The following is a 17,630-nucleotide window of genomic DNA, read 5'->3' on the forward strand; positions in this document are numbered from 1 at the left end:
GCTCTACGAGCTCCGCGGCCCCGCCGCATCATGATCAATCGGACGTTTCACGTGAAACATGGAACGTGAAACATGGCACGTCCGGTCGCGGATCAGGCAGCCCCTCCGGCCGCCGCCACCCCCGCGCCCGCAGGCTCCTCGTCGCCCTCGTCTCCGGCCGGCCCGGTCCGCGTACCGCGACCGGTCCCACCGCCCCGCAGGCCCGCCCCGCCCGCCCGGGAGCCGGTGTCCGTCGCGGGATCGGCCCCTGCCTCCTTGGCCTCCGCGGCGATCCGCGCCTCCTGCTCCTCCCGTTCCGCCTTCTCGCGCGCCTGGGCCGCCAGATCCACCCGGCCCTCGGGCTTGATGTGGGCGATGACACCGGGGTGAGCGATCGAGGGAAGGATGTGGCGCCACATCTCCGCGACCTGCTCGCGCAGGTCGGCCCGCCCGGAGTCGGCCTCCGAGACCAGCTGGATACCGGTGAACGAGGCGACGATGATTTTGGCCGACACCATCGGGTCGATCTGCGGGAACACCTCGCCGCGCTCCTGCCCCAGCTCCAGCATCCGGGCGGTCGCGTCGATCCAGTCGCCCCACGGATGCGGTCCGCCGAGGAAGACGCCCTCGATGGAGAGCCTGGTACCGGCCCGGGCCATCGCGTTGTGGCGCAGGGCGAAAGCGAACTGCTGGCCGCCGTCCACCAGGGACTGGAGCGGCGATCCCTCCTGCTCGAACTCGACCGTGGAGGTCTGCTCGTCCATGATCGCCTGCGCGATCGCCTCCTTGGAGGCGAAGTGGAAGTACAAGGCCCCCTTCGTGACCTTGGCGCGGCGGAGAATCTCCGAGATGGCGGCACGCTCGTAGCCGTAGTCGTCGAAGACACTCGCCGCGGCATCCACGATCGACCGCCACGTCTGGACCGCGCGAGCCTGCTTCGCCATTTCCTGCCTCCGGGACGTTCTGTGCGCTCAGCCCTTCACCGCCGAGACGCCGTCGATCCAACCTCTGCGGCCAGCGTATGCAAGTACGCCGTTGCACCGGCCATCGGTCTGTCCGGAAACCGTGCCCGCACCCGGTGGATCACCGCCCGCGGACGACCGCTGCCGTCCTTCCCTCAGCCCCTCTCCTACCCGGCTGTCCGTACCCCGCCCACCCGTCGAAAACACGGAAGGGTCACGGAACAAGGGACACGGAACAGAAGAGAGACACCGAACAACGGAAGAGACTGAACAGAAGAGGCTGAACAGAGGAGCAACGACGAAGAACCCCCGCTCCGGATCTCTCCGAAGCGGGGGCTCTCTCGATTCAACTTCAACAGCCGCAAGCGACTGCCGTTGTGCGCGAGGGGGGATTTGAACCCCCACGTCCCTAAGGACACTGGCACCTGAAGCCAGCGCGTCTGCCGTTCCGCCACTCGCGCATGAGTGGTGTTTTCAGACTCTCACCTCGGGGGGTGAGCGCCTGGCGACAAACGGAAGATTAGCACGCTGGACAGGGTGGATTCACATCCGTTGTTTCGCCGGCTCCGGGAGGGGAAGCGGGAACCCCGAACCATCGCCCCCCACTCCTCCAGAGTGCGTCCCGGGTGCGGGACACTGTGAGGAGGCCACCTCTACGATCCGTGTGAGGGGTGACACTCATCCACAGGCCAGACAAGGGGAACCAGCCGATTTCCCGACGCGTGGATACGATCAGTAAGCAGTACAGGGACGATGACAACGGAGGAGGTGCCCCATGGGGGTCATGAAGCGTTTCGAGCAGCGCCTCGAGGGGCTGGTCAACGGCACCTTCGCCAAGGTCTTCAAGTCCGAGGTGCAGCCCGTCGAGATCGCCGGCGCCCTCCAGCGCGAGTGCGACAACAACGCGACGATCTGGAACCGCGAGCGGACCGTCGTCCCCAACGACTTCATCGTCGAGCTCTCCACCCCCGACTACGAGCGGCTCAGCCCGTACTCGGGTCAGCTGGGCGACGAGCTCTCCGGCCTGGTGCGCGACTACGCCAAGCAGCAGCGCTACACCTTCATGGGGCCGATCAAGGTCCATCTGGAGAAGGCCGACGACCTCGACACCGGGCTCTACCGGGTCCGCAGCCGCACGCTGGCGTCGAGTTCGTCACAGCAGGACCCGTCGGCGCCGGACCGGTCCGCGCCCGGGCGGCCCGCCGCCCCGCAGGCTCCCGGCGGCTACGGCTACCCCCCGAGCGCCGCTCCGCCGATGCCCGCGGCCCCGCCGCCGGGCGCCGGACGGCCCCCGGCCCCCACGAACGACCGGCGCCCGCCGGCCGCGCCCGGCCCCCTGCCGGACGCCCGGACGCGACGCTGGATCGAGATCAACGGCACGCGCCATCAGATTTCCCGCCCGACGTTGGTGATGGGACGATCCACCGACGCCGACGTGCGGATCGACGACCCCGGCGTATCGCGCCGGCACTGTGAGATCCGGACCGGAACGCCCTCGACGATCCAGGATCTCGGGTCTACCAACGGCATCGTGGTAGACGGGCAGCACACCACCCGCGCTACGCTCCGCGACGGCTCGCGGATCGTCGTGGGCAGCACCACCATCGTTTACCGGCAAGCCGAAGGGTGAAGCGGGGGCAATGTCAGAGCTGACCCTGACGGTCATGCGGCTAGGTTTCCTGGCTGTTCTGTGGCTGTTCGTCATCGTGGCCGTACAGGTCATCCGCAGCGACCTGTTCGGAACGCGCGTCACGCAGCGCGGCTCACGCCGCACTGCCGCCGACGCGCGCCCGCAGCAGGGCCGCCAACAACAAGCGGCGCCGCCCCAGCAGCGCCAGCAGCCCGGGCGGCAGCGCCGCGGGGCACCCACAAAGCTGGTCGTGTCCGAAGGCACGCTCACGGGCACGACGGTCGCGCTCCAGGGCCAGACCATCACCCTGGGCCGGGCCCACGATTCAACGATCGTGCTGGACGACGACTACGCGTCCAGCAGGCATGCCAGGATCTACCCGGACCGTGACGGTCAGTGGATCGTCGAGGATCTCGGGTCCACCAACGGCACGTATCTGGAACGGACCCGGCTCACCACCCCGACACCAGTTCCGCTGGGCGCGCCGATCCGTATCGGCAAGACCGTCATCGAGCTGCGGAAGTAGTACGACAATGAGCGAGCGGAGCGAGCGAGCCGCGGCGGCCTGGACGACGGACGCTGCCCGGTTCCCGACCGGAGGGTGGGCAGTGTGGCTCGAGACAGGCTGTACCCCGAGGCGGACCCGACGGGGCAGGTGCGCATGAGTCTGTCGCTGCGCTTCGCCGCCGGGTCGCACAAGGGCATGATCCGGGAGGGGAACGAGGACTCCGGCTACGCCGGCCCCCGTCTCCTCGCCATCGCCGACGGCATGGGCGGTCAGGCGGCCGGTGAGGTCGCCAGCTCCGAGGTGATCTCCACGCTCGTCCCGCTCGACGACGACGTCCCGGGATCCGACCTCCTGACCTCGCTCGGCACCGCCGTGCAGCAGGCCAACGACCAATTGCGCGTCATGGTCGAGGAGGACCCCCAGCTGGAGGGCATGGGCACCACGCTCACCGCCCTGCTCTGGACCGGTCAGCGCCTCGGCCTGGTGCACGTCGGCGACTCCCGCGCGTACCTGCTGCGCGACGGCGTCCTGACGCAGATCACCCAGGACCACACCTGGGTGCAGCGCCTCGTCGACGAGGGCCGGATCACCGAGGAAGAGGCCACCACCCACCCGCAGCGCTCCCTGCTGATGCGGGCGCTGGGCAGCGGCGACCATGTCGAGCCGGACCTCTCCATCCGCGAGGTCCGCGCCGGCGACCGCTATCTGATCTGCTCCGACGGCCTCTCCGGTGTGGTCTCGCACCAGACGATGGAAGAGACCCTCGCCAGCTACCAGGGCCCGCAGGAGACCATCCAGGAGCTGATCCAGCTCGCTCTGCGCGGCGGCGGCCCGGACAACATCACCTGCATCGTCGCCGACGTCCTGGACGTCGACAACAACGACACCCTGGCCGGGCAGCTCAACGACACCCCGGTCGTCGTCGGCGCGGTCGCGGAGAACCAGGCCCAGCTGGGCGACGGCGGGGCCATGCAGACGCCCGCCGGCCGCGCGGCCGGCCTCGGCCGCCCCGTGCCGCCGCCCTCCGGCGGCTTCGGCCCGCCCGGCAGCGGCGACACCGGCTACGGGGGCATGCCGGACGGCTCCTACGACGCCTACACGGACGACGACTTCGTCAAACCGCGCGGCGGCCGTAAATGGCTGAAGCGTTCCGTCTACATCGTGCTCGCGCTGGCCGTGATCGGCGGCGGTCTGTACGGCGGCTACCGCTGGACGCAGACGCAGTACTACGTCGGCGCGCAGGACGAGAACGTGGCGCTGTTCCAGGGCATCAGCCAGGACCTCGCCTGGGTCTCGCTCTCGAAGGTCGAGAAGAACCACCCCGAGATCGAGCTCAAGTACCTGCCGCCGTACCAGCGCAAGCAGGTCGAGTCGACCATCGCCGAGGGCAACATCACCGACGCCCGCAAGAAGGTCGCCGAGCTGGCCGCCCAGGCCTCCGCCTGCAAGAAGGACGCGCAGCGCCGCGCGGCCGACGCCGAGAACCGGGCCCGTACGGGCGAGGGCGAGGCCGGCGGCACCGCCGGGGCCCCCGCCACCAGGACTTCCGCCACGTCCGCCGCCAAGGGGACCAAGCCGACCACCGCTCCCACTCCCGGCCCCAGCCTCTCGGAGGAAGAGAAGAAGCTGGTCCCGCAGTGCGGTAAGCAGTAAGCCGTAGGGGGCCTTCAGCACCATGAGCGTTGTCACCAACACGACCACCATCGGCGCGATCGACGCACCGAGCCGCCGTAACACCGAGCTGGCGCTCGTCGTCTTCGCCGTCGCCATCTCGGTGTTCGCCTACGCCAACGTGGGCCTCGCCCTCAACGGCGAACTGCCCGCGGGCATGCTCGGCTACGGGGCGGGGCTCGCGCTGCTCGGCGGGGTCGCTCACCTCGCGGTGCGCAGGTTCGCCAAGTACGCCGATCCGCTGCTGCTGCCGCTGGCGACCCTGCTCAACGGGCTGGGCCTGGCGCTGATCTGGCGGCTGGACCAGTCGGAGCGCTTCCAGGCCCTGGACACCTTCGTCCCCGCCGCCTCGAAGCAGCTCCTGTTCTCCGCCATCGGCGTGGGCATGCTGGTCGCGGTCCTGGCCATCCTGAAGGATCACCGCATCCTCCAGCGCTACACGTACATCTCCATGGTGGTGGCGCTGTTCCTGCTGATCCTGCCGATGTTCTTCCCCGCCGTGAACGGCGCCAAGATCTGGATCAAGATCCCGGGCTTCGGGACGCTCCAGCCCGGCGAGTTCGCCAAGATCATCATCACCGTGTTCTTCGCGGGCTACCTGATGGTCAAGCGGGACGCGCTGGCCCTGGCCAGCCGCCGCTTCATGGGCCTGTACCTGCCCCGCGGACGGGACCTCGGCCCGATCCTCGCCATCTGGGCGATGTCGATCCTGATCCTGGTCTTCGAGACTGACCTCGGCACCTCGCTGCTCTTCTTCGGCATGTTCGTCGTCATGCTCTACGTAGCGACGGAGCGCACCAGCTGGATCGTCTTCGGTCTGCTGATGTCGGCAGTCGGCGCGGTCAGCGTCGCCACCTTCGAGCCGCACGTCCAGCAGCGTGTCACCGCCTGGCTCGACCCCTTCGCGGGCTGGGGTGAGGTGGCCGCGAGCGAGCAGATGGCGAAGTCCCTGATGGCCTTCGGCTCCGGAGGCACGCTCGGGACCGGGCTCGGGCAGGGCAACTCCGACCTGATCGGCTTCGCCGCCAACTCCGACTTCATCCTCGCCACCGTCGGCGAGGAACTCGGACTCGCCGGGATGATGGGCGTGCTCCTCATCTACGGCCTGATCGTCGAGCGGGGCGTACGCACCGCCCTGGCGGCCCGCGACCCGTTCGGCAAGCTGCTCGCGATCGGCCTCTCCGGCTCGTTCGCCATCCAGGTGTTCGTCGTCGCCGGCGGTGTGATGGGGCTCATCCCGCTCACCGGTATGACGATGCCGTTCCTGGCCGCAGGTGGTTCCTCCGTGCTCGCCAACTGGGCGCTGATCGCCATTCTGATCAGAATCAGCGACACCGCCCGCCGCCCGGCTCCGGCCCCCTCACCGTCGACCGACGCCGAAATGACCCAGGTGGTCCGACCGTGAACAAGCCGCTGCGCCGGATCGCGATCTTCTGCGGAATCCTCGTCATGGCTCTCCTCATCCGGGACAACTGGCTCCAGTACGTCCGTGCCGACGAACTGAACAGCCACAAGTACAACCGCCGCGTCGAGATCGAGCGGTACGCCCACGAGCGCGGCGACATCATCGTCGACGGCAAGGCCATCACCGGCTCCGTCGAGACCGAGGACAGCGACTTCACGTACAAGCGGGTCTGGAAGGACGGACCGCTCTGGGCACCGGTGACCGGCTATTCGTCGCAGGCCTTCGACTCCTCGCAGTTGGAGAACCTGGAAGACGGCATCCTCACCGGCAACGACGACCAGCTGTTCTTCGACCGGACCCTGTCGATGTTCACCGGCGAGAAGAAGCGCGGCGGCAACATCGTCACCACGCTGAACGGCGACGCCCAGAAGGCCGCCTTCGAGGGCCTCGGCGATAAGAAGGGCGCGGTGGTCGCCCTCGATCCGAAGAGCGGCGCGATCCTCGCCCTCGCGAGCACCCCGTCCTACGACCCTTCGGTCTTCGCCGGGAACTCCATGAAGGACTCGGAGAACCGGCAGAAGCTCCTGAAGGACAAGGACAAGCCTATGCTCAACCGGGCATTGCGCGAGACCTACCCCCCGGGCTCCACCTTCAAGGTCGTCACCGCCGCCGCCGCCCTGGAGAACGGGCTCTACGACGACATCGACGCCAAGACGGAGTCCCCGCTGCCCTGGAGGCTGCCGCAGACCGACAGGGACCTCCAGAACGAGGGCAACATCCCCTGCAAGGACGCCTCGCTGCGAGAGGCCCTGCGCTGGTCGTGCAACACCGTCTTCGGGAAGGTGAGCGACGACCTCGGCAACCAGAAGATGATCGAGCAGACGGACAAGTTCGGCTTCAACAAGGAAGTCTTCACGCCCGTCCGCGCCGACGCGAGCATCTACCCCGAGGACAACAAGCCGCAGAACGCGATGGCCGGCATCGGTCAGGCGTCCAACCGGACCACCCCGCTCCAGATGGCCATGGTGGCCTCCGCGATCGCCAACGACGGCAAGCTGATGGAGCCGTACATGGTGGCCGAGCGCCAGGCGCCGAACCTGGACCCGGTCTACACCCACGAGCCCGAGGAGCTCAGCCGCGCGCTCTCCGGTGAGAACGCCCAGAAGGTCCAGCAGATGATGGAGACCGTGGTCAAGGACGGCACGGGAACCAACGCGCAGATCCCCGGCGTCACAGTGGGCGGCAAGACCGGTACCGCCCAGCACGGTCTGAACAACAGCGAGAAGCCGTACGCCTGGTTCATCTCGTACGCGAAGACCGACAACGGCTCCCCGGTCGCCGTCGCCGTCGTGGTCGAGGACGGCAATGCCAACCGGGACGACATCTCCGGTGGCGGCCTGGCCGCCCCCATCGCGCGGGACGTGATGAAGGCGGTCATCGACAGCAAGAAGTGAGACCTGTCACGGCTGTCGCCCGTCATACCGGACATCGCATACCGGTCGGATATCGGCTGACGGGTGCGGGCTGATCACGTCACCCGTGCCCGGTAGCGTATGCGCGAACAGCGCACCGCCGCGGACCACACACGGGTGCGGTCGGGACTGACGGAGAGGGCTGGAACAGTTATGGAAGAGCCGCGTCGCCTCGGCGGCCGGTACGAGCTGGGCTCGGTGCTCGGCCGTGGTGGCATGGCCGAGGTCTACCTCGCCCACGACACCCGGCTCGGCCGCACCGTAGCGGTGAAGACGCTCCGGGCCGATCTGGCCCGTGACCCGTCGTTCCAGGCCCGGTTCCGCCGAGAGGCCCAGTCGGCCGCCTCGCTCAACCACCCCGCGATCGTCGCCGTGTACGACACCGGCGAGGACTACGTCGACGGGGTCTCCATCCCGTACATCGTGATGGAGTACGTCGACGGCTCCACCCTGCGGGAACTGCTGCACTCCGGCCGCAGACTGCTCCCCGAGCGCACGCTGGAGATGACGGTCGGCATCCTCCAGGCCCTGGAGTACTCGCACCGCGCCCAGATCGTCCACCGCGACATCAAGCCCGCGAACGTCATGCTGACGCGCACCGGCCAGGTCAAGGTCATGGACTTCGGCATCGCCCGGGCCATGGGCGACTCCGGAATGACGATGACGCAGACCGCCGCGGTCATCGGCACCGCCCAGTACCTCTCCCCGGAGCAGGCCAAGGGCGAGCAGGTCGACGCGCGCTCCGACCTGTACTCCACCGGCTGTCTGCTGTACGAGCTGCTCGCCGTGCGGCCCCCGTTCGTCGGGGACTCGCCCGTCGCGGTGGCCTACCAGCACGTCCGGGAGGAGCCGCAGCCGCCGAGCAACTTCGACCCCGAGATCACGCCCGAGATGGACGCGATCGTGTTGAAGGCGCTCACCAAGGACCCGGACTACCGCTACCAGTCCGCCGACGAGATGCGGGCCGACATCGAGGCCTGCCTCGACGGCCAGCCGGTTGCGGCGACGGCGGCGATGGGCGCCGCGGGGTACGGGGGCTACGACGGTTACAACGCCGACCAGCCCACCGCCGCCCTGCGCCCGACCGACCCGAACAACGCGCAGACCTCGATGCTGCCCCCGGTCAATCCGGACGACGGCGGCTACGGCTACGACGACCGCCAGGGCCGCCGGGGCCGGCAGAAGAAGAGCAACACCTCGACGATCCTGCTGGTCGTCGCGGGCATCCTGGTGCTCATCGGCGCGATCCTGATCGGCCGGGTGATCTTCTCCGACAACGGGGGCGACGACCAGGTCAAGGCGCCGAACCTGGTGGGCTCCACGCTCAAGGAAGCGGAGACGCTGGCGGACAGATCCGGCGTGACCGTGAACGTCGGCGCCGAGGAGCCGTGCGAGGAGCAGGAGAAGGGCGCGATCTGCTCGCAGAATCCGTCGGCCGACGCGACGATGGACAAGGACGGCACCGTCACGGTCGTCGTCTCCACCGGAGCGCCCACGATCGAGGTCCCCAACGTCCTGGAGAAGTCCGAGGACGGGGCCCGCGAGGAGCTGGAGAAGAAGGGCTTCACGGTCAACGTCACCACGGCGGAGTCCGAGAAGACCGAGGGCACCGTGATCAAGCAGGATCCTCCGGGCGGCGACCAGGCCGAGGACGGGGCCGAGATCACCATCACCGTGGCCATGCAGACGACCGACCCGATGCCCGACGTACGCACCCGTCAGTACGACGCCGCGGTGGCCCAGCTCAACCAGCTCGGGTTCACCAACGTCTCGCGGGCCGACGTGGACTCGGACAAGCCGGCCGGAGAGGTGGTCGAGCAGACCCCCGCGGGCCCGAGCAAGCAGGCCAAGGACGTGCAGATCGTCCTGAAGGTCTCCAAGGGCCCGGCCGAGCCGGAGCAGGTCCAGATCCCCGGTGACCTCGGCGGCAAGTCGTACCAGGACGCGAAGGCCCAGCTCGAAGGGCTCGGCTTCGTGGTCGCGCTCACCCCGGGTTCGGTCGACAAGCCGAACGCCAAGGTGGTCACCAGCAACCCTGCGCCGAACACCCAGGCGGAGAAGGGCAGCACCGTCAACCTCGTGACCATCGAGGGCGGCGGGCCCGGCGGGGGCGGCCTCTTCGGAGGCATGGGCGACGACTGACCCACCGGCCGCCCCAGCGGTACGCGAAGGGCCCCGGCCACCACGACGGTGACCGGGGCCCTTCCCGTGTACGTGAACGCGTACGCGCCGCTCAGCCCAGCTCGGCCGGGACCGTGCGGTCCTTGTCGACCTTCTCCGTACGCTCCAGCTCGCCCCAGACGATGTAGCGGTACTTCGAGGTGTAGACCGGGGTGCAGGTCGTCAGCGTGATGTAGCGGCCGGGCTCCTTGACGCCCGACTCCTCCGGGACCGGCTGGATCACGTCGACGTTGAACTTCGAGGTCTCGGGGAGCGTCTTGTAGACCTTGTAGACGTACCAGGTGTCCTTGGTCTCGAAGACGACCGGATCGCCGTTCTTCAGCTTGTGGATGTTGTGGAACTTCGCGCCGTGCCCGTCGCGGTGCGCGGCCAGCGTGAAGTTGCCCTCGTCGTCCCAGGGGAGGGCCGACTCGACGGGGTCGGTGTAGTAGCCCGCGATGCCGTTGTTGAGGGTCTTGGGGTCGGTGCCCTTTTTGACCAGCACCTCACCGTTGTCCATGGCGGGCACGTGCAGGAAGCCGATGCCGTCCTTGGTGTCCAGGGCGCCCGGGCCGTCCGCCCACTTGCTGCGGACCGTGTCGCCCTGCTTGTCGGCCTCCCGGTCGGCGAGCACGTTCGTCCACCACAGGGAGTAGACGACGAACAGCGCGAGCACCAGGCCCGCGGTGATCAGCAGTTCCCCGAAGACGCTGACGGCCGTCGCCACGGGGTGGCGGACGCGCCGGCGGGCCGGGGGCGGGGACGCGGACGTGTCGGTCCGCTCGTCGTGCTCGGTCCTCGCTGCCACCGCACCGTCCCTGTCGTGAGGATGTTCAGCCGACGAGCGCGTCGGGCTTCCCGTCGCTGCGTGGCCGTTCGTCGACCATCTTGCCCCAGACGATCAGCCGGTAGGTACTCGTGAATTCCGGGGTGCAGGTCGTCAGCGTGAGGTACCTGCCCGGCTTGTCGAACCCGGAACCGACCGGGATCGGCTCGATCACCGAGATGTTGGACGGGGAGGTCTGCGGAAGGATGTTGGCCATCTCGTACGTGTAGTACGCGTCCCGGGTCTCGACCACGATCGGGTCGCCGGGCTTCAGCTTGTTGATGTAGCGGAACGGTTCGCCGTGGGTGTTGCGGTGACCGGCCACGGAGAAGTTGCCCTGCTTGTCGGAGGGCATCGCCGTCTTGAGCTTGCCCTCGCCGTAGTGGCCGATCATCCCCCGGTCGAGGACCTTCTCCTTGTCGATGCCCTCGGCGATGGGGGCGACGACGTCCAGCTTGGGGATGTGCATGATCGCGAAGCCCTCGCCGGGCGCGAACACCCCGGGCTTGCGGTCGCCGCTGGCCCACTGGTCCTGGATCCGGTCGGTCTCCTTGCCGGCGATCTGGTCGGCCCGGATGTTGGTCCACCAGAGCTGGTAGGTGACGAACAGCAGCATCAGGACGCCCAGCGAGATGAACACCTCGCCGACCGCCCGGCTGGCGACGACCGCGGGGCTGTCCTTCGCCGCCCGGGCCGCGCGCCGGGCCTCCACCCGGGACATCGGGGCGGCGGCCGGGGCGGCCGGCTCCGCGACCGGTGCCGGGCGCCGGCGTCCGCGCCCCTTGGCCGCCCGCCGCCGCTCGGCCCGCCCGCCGGGGGGAGGCGAAGGGGCGGCGGGATCGGGGGAAGCGGCGGGGTCGGGTGCGGGGTCGGGGTCGGCCGGGATACGGGCGATGACTTCGGTGCGCGGCTCGGCGGGGAGATCCGGGGCCGGGATGTGGGCCATGACCTCCGTGCGCGGCTCGGCGGCGAGGTCCGGAGCGGGGGCCGGGGCCCATTCCCCGGCCTGGGTAGCCGGGGCTGCCGGGGCTACCGGGGCTATTCGCGCAGACGGCTCCTGCGGCCCGTACCAGTCGCGTTGGTACCCGGCGGGGTCGTACCACTCGTTCGGGGCTTCCTGGGGCTGCTGAGGCCCTTGGCGGGGCGCGTACCCGGCCTCGTACCCGGCCCCGAAGGCGGGTTCCGCCGGGGGCCGCGCCGCGGGTTCCGCCGCCGGGACGGTGTCCGACCGGAACCACGGCGACGTGTGCCCGCCGGGCAGCGGATCGTTGAGCGGATCCGCGAGGCCGTCCACCGCCGCCACGAACGCGCCGTCGGCCCCGTACGCCCCGTGCGCGTCAGGGCCCTCCGGTCCGGCGTCGTGCCCGGGGCGGCCTGCGGTCACGCGGCGGCCTTGCCCACCACCGGCGCGAGGCCCGCCGACCGCGCGACGGCCCCCTGGTCTCCGCACTGCTCCAACCAGTTGGCAAGCATCAGGTGGCCGTGTTCGGTGAGCACCGACTCGGGGTGGAACTGCACGCCCTCCACCACCCGGTCCCGGTGGCGCAGCCCCATGATGATGCCGTCCGCCGTGCGGGCGGTGACCTCCAACTCCGGGGGCAGCTCGCCGGGTTCGGCGGCGAGCGAGTGGTAGCGCGTCGCGGTGAAGGGGGACGGCAGCCCGGCGAAGACGCCCTGGCCCTCGTGGGTCACGGGCGAGGTCTTGCCGTGCAACAGCTCGGGGGCCCGGTCGACGACGCCGCCGTACGCCACCGCCATCGACTGCATCCCCAGGCAGACGCCGAAGACCGGGACGCCGGTGTCCGCGCAGTGGCGCACCATCTCGACGCAGACACCGGCCTGTTCGGGCGTGCCGGGGCCCGGCGATAGCAGGACGCCGTCGAAGCCGTCCTGGGCGTGCGCGGTGGTCACCTCGTCGTTGCGCAGCACCTCGCACTCGGCGCCGAGCTGGTACAGGTACTGGACGAGGTTGAAGACGAAGCTGTCGTAGTTGTCCACGACGAGGATGCGTGCGCTCACTGGCCGGCTCCTGCTCCACCGGCGCTCGCGCCGTCGACGGTCACATCACCGAACGGGAGCAGCGGCTCCGCCCACGGGAACACGTACTGGAACAGTGCGTAGACGACCGCCAGAACCAGCACGAGCGCGATGATGCTCCGCACCCATGCGTTGCCCGGCAGATGCCGCCAGATCCAGCCGTACATGCTGACCCCTCCATTCGGTACCCGCACCAGACTAGAGGGCCGCGGCCGGGGCGTGGGTCAGCCGGCGAAAAGCTCGGGTCAGCCGGCGAGCTCCGGCGGTCTCCCGTCGCTCACCGGCCGCGTCGCGTCCAGGTGCGCCCAGACGATCAGCCGGTGGCTGCTGCCCCATTCCGGCTCGCACGTGGTGAGCGTCAGATAGCGTCCGGAACCCTCGAAACCGGAGCCGCGGGGCACCGGGTCGACGACGGCGGTGTCGGTGGGCACGGTCCGGTACGGCTTCTTCGCGATGCGGTACGTGAACCAGGTCGTGCCGTCGTTGACGACGACCGCGTCCCCGGGGCGCAGCTCGCCGGCTCCGGCGAAGCCGCGTCCGGGCCCGGGGCCACGGGTTCGCGGGCCCACCGGCTCTGGAGGGTGTCGATCTCGCCCTCGGCCGCGGACGACGAAGAGGATGATCAGCGCGCCCACGGTGACGCACAGCTCGCTGAACGTTCTGACGACGAGTCGCACCGACACCGGACCGGCCTCCCCGGGGCTCGGCTGGGGCTCAGCCAGGGCTCACTCCGCAGGCTGGGCGTAGTGGAGATCCACTGTGCCCGAGTACCCGGGAAGAGTCACCGCCTCGTCCTCGTCGACTTTCCAGCCCAGCCCGTACGCCTTCACGTACAGCAGGTAGTTCTGGATCGCGGTGGAGTCGTTGAGCGCCCGCTTGAGCTTTCCGGGGTCGCCGACCGCGGTGACCTTGTACGGCGGGGAGTAGACGCGGCCCTGGAGGATCAGGGTGTTGCCGACGCAGCGGACCGCGCTGGTGGAGATCAGCCGCTGGTCCATCACCTGGATCCCGCGCGCCCCGCCCTGCCACAGCGCGTTCACCACGGCCTGCAGGTCCTGCTGGTGGATGACCAGGTCGTTGGGCTGGGGCTCGGGGTAGCCGGGGTTGGCGGTGGCGTCGGGGGGCGCGTCGTTGAGGGTCACGCTGACCGAGCCCCCGGTGATCTCCGTCGTGCCGGCCGCCCGCTCCAGGGCCTTCAGCTTGGCGTCCTCGGCCTCGGTGGAGCCGTCGTCGCGCTGGGCGAGGGCGTCGATGTCCGCGCGCACGGAGGCGGCGGAATCGTTCAGCTCGGCGTTCTTCTCGCTGCGCTCCCTGATCAGGTCGGAGAGCTTGAGCAGGGAGGAGTCACTGCGCAGATTGGTGCCCTTGGCGGTGTTGGCGCTGGTGACGAAGATGAGTCCGGCCAGGGCGAAGACCGCAGCGGTGAGCCCCCGGACCGCCCACACCGAGGTGCGCCGGGCCGGGCCTTCGGGGGAGTCGGCAGAATTGCTCAACGTACCCTTATCTCATCAGGCGCCAGGGAAGCACTACGCTAACGGACGCTCGGGGGCAGCAGCATTCCCCCTGGCACCCCGCCCCCGGCGCCCGCCACAGATCCCCTGCGCGGTCACGCAGCGCATCGACAGGAGAGTCCCTCGTGCCGAAGTCACGTATCCGCAAGAAGGCCGACTTCACGCCGCCCCCGGCGAAGCAGGCAACGGCTATCAAGCTGACCAACCGCAGCTGGGTCGCTCCGGTGATGCTGTCCCTGTTCCTCATCGGGCTGGCCTGGATCGTGGTGTTCTACGTGACCGAAGGCGATCTGCCGGTCGACGCCCTGGGCAACTGGAACATCGTGGTCGGCTTCGGCTTCATCGCCGGCGGCTTCGCCGTGTCCACGCAGTGGAAGTAGCGGACCACCTCCGCGCAAGCCTTGCCCTGAGTTACCCACAGAGTTATCCACAGTCGGGGGAAAAGGTCAGACGATCTGTGGATAACCTCCGCTCATGTTGACGCCGGTGTGACTGCAGCCTCCCTTGCCGAGGGGGGCTGCACCCCGTTGTCCAGGCGGAAAGATCCAGCTCAGCGACGAGGGGAACGCATGTTCCTCTTGCCATGCACAGGAATTCCCGCACACTGTGGACAACTTCGGTCCACCTGGGGGTGGAGCGCCCCGCCTCGCGGAAATTCCGGCTCAGGTGAGCGCGATCGTCCGGGCGACGATCATTCCGAGCGTGACCAGCAGGACGAGCGCGCAGGTGCCCGTCTGCACCGCCGTACGCCGCTCGCGCGGGGCGTGGACCATGCCGATGGCGATGGCGACGCCCGCGATCAGACCGCCGATGTGCGCTTCCCAGGCGATGCCGTCCCAGCGGAAGGTGAAGAATAGGTTGATCGCCAGCAGCACCAGCACCGGGCGCATGTCGTAGTTCATCCGGCGCATCAGCACAGCGGTCGCGCCGAACAGGCCGTAGACCGCGCCGGACGCACCCAGCGAAGGCTGGCCGGGCTCGGCGATCAGATACGTCAGGGCGCTGCCCGCGAGACCGGACAGCAGATAGAGCGCGAGATAGCGGGAGCGGCCGAGCGCCGCCTCCAGCTGTCCGCCGAGCCACCACAGCCCCAGCATGTTGAACCCGATGTGCACCACTTCCTGGTGCAGGAACATCGAGGTCACCAGGCGGTACCACTGGCCCTCGGCGACGCCAGAGGCGGGAACCAGCATCGGGGCCGGATCCCAACGCCCGAGCAGCGTCAGGTCGTTCACCAGCGCGGGACGGATGGTGACCAGGAGGAAGACGGCCAGATTGATACCGAGCAGGATCTTGGTGACCAGGCGCGGATCGGCGGCCACCGAGCCGCCCGCCAGCGTGCGCGGCCGGGAGGCGGCCGGGTCGTGCCCGGTGCCCGAGCCCTGGCGCACGCAGTCGGGGCACTGGAAGCCGACCGAGGCGCTGATCATGCACTCGGGGCAGACGGGCCGCTCGCAACGCGTACAGCTGATGCCGGTCTCGCGGTCGGGATGGCGGTAGCAGGTCGGCGTCGGCACACCGCTCCCCGCGGCGGCCCGGTCTCCCGGCGGCTGCTGCTCCATCGGTCCTGGCCTGCCTCTCGGTCCTCGTCGCTCGGGCGGCACGGACAGGGCCACCCCGCTGGTCCGCTATGTATCACTACGGACGGGCAGGGCGGTTGGTTCCCGCGAGGGGCACCCCCGCGAGGCCCCGGCGCCGCGGGCCGCCAGCGGGTCTCGACGACCGTCAGCGGGTCTCGACGACCACGGACTCGATCACCACGTCCTGGAGCGGACGGTCGGTGCGCGGGTTGGTCGGAGTGGCCGCGATCGCGTCGACCACCTTGCGGCCCGCCTCGTCCGCCACCTCGCCGAAGATCGTGTGCTTGCCGGTGAGCCAGGCGGTGGGGGACACGGTCAGGAAGAACTGCGAGCCGTTCGTCCCCGGGCCGGCGTTCGCCATGGCAAGCAGGTAGGGCTGGGTGAAGCCCAGCTCCGGGTGGAACTCGTCGGCGAACTTGTAGCCGGGGCCGCCGGTGCCGTTGCCCAGCGGGTCGCCGCCCTGGATCATGAACCCGCTGATGACGCGGTGGAAGACGGTGCCGTCGTACAGCCGGTCCGTGGACTTCTCGCCGGTCTCCGGGTTGACCCACTCGCGCTGCCCGGTGGCCAGCTCGACGAAGTTCCTGACCGTCTTGGGCGCGTGGTTCGGCAGGAGCCGGATCTCGATGTCGCCCCGGTTGGTCTTCAAGGTGGCGTAAAGCTGCTCGGCCACGATCTGCCTTCCCTCTTCCCTCGCGTTCCGTCAAAACCTTCGCTGACGTCCGGCGATCCTCCCACGGACCGGGAAACGTACGGCCGGATGCCGGGCGAAACGGCGCGTTCGCCACCGAACCATGGCATTGTCGTCGGCACACTTCACATGAACCGTTTTGGCCGCAAAGGGCGATCATGACCCGGATGCCCGTCCCGCATGCCGGGCATGGACGCAACAGGCATGATTTCGAACTGGGCGGACAGGCGGAGTACCTACCCGCCACCAAGGAGGAGGATCTCGTGACCCGCATCGACAGCGTGCGCGCCGCAACCGACTCGGCGAAGGACAGCGCGCAGCACGCCGCGGAAGTGGTGGCGCCCTACGCCGACACGGCCAAGAAGCAGGCGGCCCACTACGCGCACGAGGCTCGTACGCAGCTCGCGCCGAAGGTGACGAAGGCCGCCAAGCAGGCCCGCGTCCAGTACGCGTCCCATCTCGCGCCGCGGCTCGAGCAGGCCCGTACGCACGTGCCGCCCAAGGTCGACGAGGCCGCGCACCGCGCCGCGGTCTCCACCCGGAAGGCCGCACGGAGCGCCGCCGACTACACCGCACCCCGCGTCGAGCACGCCCGCGCGGTGGCCCTGCCCGTCGCCGAGCAGGCTTCCGCCCGCAGCGCGGCTGCCCTGGCGGCGCTGCGTACCCAGGTGACGGCCAAGGAGATCCAGAAGCTCGCCAGGAAGCACCAGCGGCGGGCCAAGGCCGGCCGGGCGGCGAAGGGCTTCCTGGTGCTGGGCGTCCTGGCGGGCGGCGCGTACGCCGCCTGGCGCTGGTGGGACAAGCAGGCCAACCCGGACTGGCTGGTCGAGCCGCCCGTCGCCACCGAGGTGGGCGACGAGCGTTCGCCGCTCAGCTCGGTCGACGGCAGCGAGCGGGCCGACCTCGACCCGGAGGTCAAGGCCAAGCAGGCCGAGGCCGAGTCGGGCGAGGGGGACACCCCCGGTCTCGACGACCGGCCCTGACCCGGGCTCGGTCCGGGCTCGGTCCGGGCTCGATCCGGGCTCGATCCGGGCTCGATCCGGGCTCGGTCCGGGCGGGCACGGGGCTCCCCGCGCGCATCCGGTGACAGGTGACAGAAGAGACGCGGCCCCCGGGGCCCCGGCCGGGGGGTGCCCCGGCGCCGGGGCCCGCGCCACCGGGGGTGGCGCGCCCGGCCCCCCCCCCAGCCCCGCGACCC

At 69.8% G+C, this 17,630-nt stretch carries 17 protein-coding genes and 1 tRNA gene; 8 read left to right on the top strand and 10 right to left on the bottom strand.

Annotation, left to right across the window (positions count from 1 at the left end):
• Positions 1 to 92: 92 nt before the first annotated feature.
• Together ACFWM7_RS22975 and ACFWM7_RS22980 are read right to left on the bottom strand one after the other, a co-directional pair.
• Entirely contained in the window at positions 93 to 923 is an 831-nt protein-coding gene (locus tag ACFWM7_RS22975) for a ScbR family autoregulator-binding transcription factor (RefSeq protein WP_383263398.1), read from the bottom strand.
• Positions 924 to 1,319: 396 nt separating this feature from the next.
• A tRNA-Leu gene (locus ACFWM7_RS22980) sits at positions 1,320 to 1,402 on the bottom strand.
• 314 nt (positions 1,403 to 1,716) lie between these two features.
• On the opposite strand from ACFWM7_RS22980, the gene ACFWM7_RS22985 reads away from it, so the two are divergent.
• The 6 genes from ACFWM7_RS22985 (at position 1,717) to pknB (ending at position 9,769) form a co-directional block, all read left to right on the top strand.
• Positions 1,717 to 2,571, top strand: a complete 855-nt coding sequence (locus ACFWM7_RS22985; RefSeq protein WP_383263399.1) for an FhaA domain-containing protein — start codon at positions 1,717 to 1,719, stop codon at positions 2,569 to 2,571.
• Positions 2,572 to 2,581: 10 nt separating this feature from the next.
• Positions 2,582 to 3,097, top strand: coding sequence for an FHA domain-containing protein (locus ACFWM7_RS22990; RefSeq protein ID WP_030701387.1), 516 nt, complete (start codon positions 2,582 to 2,584; stop codon positions 3,095 to 3,097).
• A 135-nt stretch (positions 3,098 to 3,232) separates the two neighbouring features.
• Positions 3,233 to 4,732, top strand: a complete 1,500-nt coding sequence (locus tag ACFWM7_RS22995) for a PP2C family protein-serine/threonine phosphatase (protein WP_383263419.1) — start codon at positions 3,233 to 3,235, stop codon at positions 4,730 to 4,732.
• Positions 4,733 to 4,754: 22 nt separating this feature from the next.
• Positions 4,755 to 6,155: an FtsW/RodA/SpoVE family cell cycle protein gene (locus ACFWM7_RS23000; RefSeq protein ID WP_383263401.1), complete on the top strand. Its 1,401-nt coding sequence runs from the start codon at positions 4,755 to 4,757 to the stop codon at positions 6,153 to 6,155.
• Positions 6,152 to 7,609 carry a peptidoglycan D,D-transpeptidase FtsI family protein gene (locus tag ACFWM7_RS23005; protein WP_383263403.1) on the top strand — a complete coding sequence of 486 codons (1,458 nt, stop codon included), beginning with the start codon at positions 6,152 to 6,154 and terminating at the stop codon, positions 7,607 to 7,609. Before ACFWM7_RS23000 ends, ACFWM7_RS23005 begins: the two co-directional genes overlap by 4 nt.
• Positions 7,610 to 7,780: 171 nt before the next feature.
• A complete protein-coding gene (pknB, locus tag ACFWM7_RS23010) occupies positions 7,781 to 9,769 on the top strand; it encodes a Stk1 family PASTA domain-containing Ser/Thr kinase (protein ID WP_383263405.1) in 1,989 nt (662 codons plus the stop codon).
• A 91-nt stretch (positions 9,770 to 9,860) separates the two neighbouring features.
• On the opposite strand, the gene ACFWM7_RS23015 is transcribed toward pknB, so the two are convergent.
• The 6 genes from ACFWM7_RS23015 to ACFWM7_RS23040 form a co-directional block, all read right to left on the bottom strand.
• Positions 9,861 to 10,595: a class E sortase gene (locus tag ACFWM7_RS23015; RefSeq protein WP_383263407.1), complete on the bottom strand. Its 735-nt coding sequence runs from the start codon at positions 10,593 to 10,595 to the stop codon at positions 9,861 to 9,863.
• Positions 10,596 to 10,620: 25 nt separating this feature from the next.
• Positions 10,621 to 11,997: a class E sortase gene (locus ACFWM7_RS23020; protein ID WP_383263409.1), complete on the bottom strand. Its 1,377-nt coding sequence runs from the start codon at positions 11,995 to 11,997 to the stop codon at positions 10,621 to 10,623.
• Positions 11,994 to 12,632, bottom strand: a complete 639-nt coding sequence (locus tag ACFWM7_RS23025; protein WP_383263410.1) for an aminodeoxychorismate/anthranilate synthase component II — start codon at positions 12,630 to 12,632, stop codon at positions 11,994 to 11,996. The genes ACFWM7_RS23020 and ACFWM7_RS23025 overlap by 4 nt, the downstream gene beginning before the upstream one ends.
• Complete coding sequence (locus ACFWM7_RS23030) at positions 12,629 to 12,817, bottom strand: hypothetical protein (protein ID WP_073222888.1); 189 nt, start codon at positions 12,815 to 12,817, stop codon at positions 12,629 to 12,631. Before ACFWM7_RS23030 ends, ACFWM7_RS23025 begins: the two co-directional genes overlap by 4 nt.
• 78 nt (positions 12,818 to 12,895) lie before the next feature.
• On the bottom strand, positions 12,896 to 13,333 hold the full coding sequence (locus ACFWM7_RS23035) for a sortase domain-bontaining protein (protein WP_383263411.1): 438 nt from the start codon (positions 13,331 to 13,333) through the stop codon (positions 12,896 to 12,898).
• Between the two features lie 42 nt (positions 13,334 to 13,375).
• A complete protein-coding gene (locus tag ACFWM7_RS23040; RefSeq protein ID WP_383263412.1) occupies positions 13,376 to 14,143 on the bottom strand; it encodes a DUF881 domain-containing protein in 768 nt (255 codons plus the stop codon).
• Between the two features lie 143 nt (positions 14,144 to 14,286).
• On the opposite strand from ACFWM7_RS23040, the gene crgA reads away from it, so the two are divergent.
• Complete coding sequence (gene crgA, locus ACFWM7_RS23045; protein WP_383263414.1) at positions 14,287 to 14,541, top strand: cell division protein CrgA; 255 nt, start codon at positions 14,287 to 14,289, stop codon at positions 14,539 to 14,541.
• 282 nt (positions 14,542 to 14,823) lie between these two features.
• On the opposite strand, the gene ACFWM7_RS23050 is transcribed toward crgA, so the two are convergent.
• Together ACFWM7_RS23050 and ACFWM7_RS23055 are read right to left on the bottom strand one after the other, a co-directional pair.
• Positions 14,824 to 15,723 (bottom strand): rhomboid family intramembrane serine protease, encoded by a 900-nt coding sequence (locus ACFWM7_RS23050; RefSeq protein WP_383263416.1) that lies wholly within the window; start codon positions 15,721 to 15,723, stop codon positions 14,824 to 14,826.
• Between the two features lie 163 nt (positions 15,724 to 15,886).
• Positions 15,887 to 16,414, bottom strand: coding sequence for a peptidylprolyl isomerase (locus tag ACFWM7_RS23055; protein WP_205083019.1), 528 nt, complete (start codon positions 16,412 to 16,414; stop codon positions 15,887 to 15,889).
• A gap of 281 nt (positions 16,415 to 16,695) precedes the next feature.
• On the opposite strand from ACFWM7_RS23055, the gene ACFWM7_RS23060 reads away from it, so the two are divergent.
• The gene (locus ACFWM7_RS23060) at positions 16,696 to 17,415 is read left to right on the top strand and encodes a DUF5324 family protein (RefSeq protein WP_383263418.1); all 720 of its coding nucleotides are present in this window, start codon (positions 16,696 to 16,698) and stop codon (positions 17,413 to 17,415) included.
• Positions 17,416 to 17,630 lie beyond the last annotated feature (215 nt).

Origin of the sequence: Streptomyces sp. NPDC058375 (assembly GCF_042723425.1) — a bacterium.
GTDB lineage: Bacteria > Actinomycetota > Actinomycetes > Streptomycetales > Streptomycetaceae > Streptomyces > Streptomyces durocortorensis.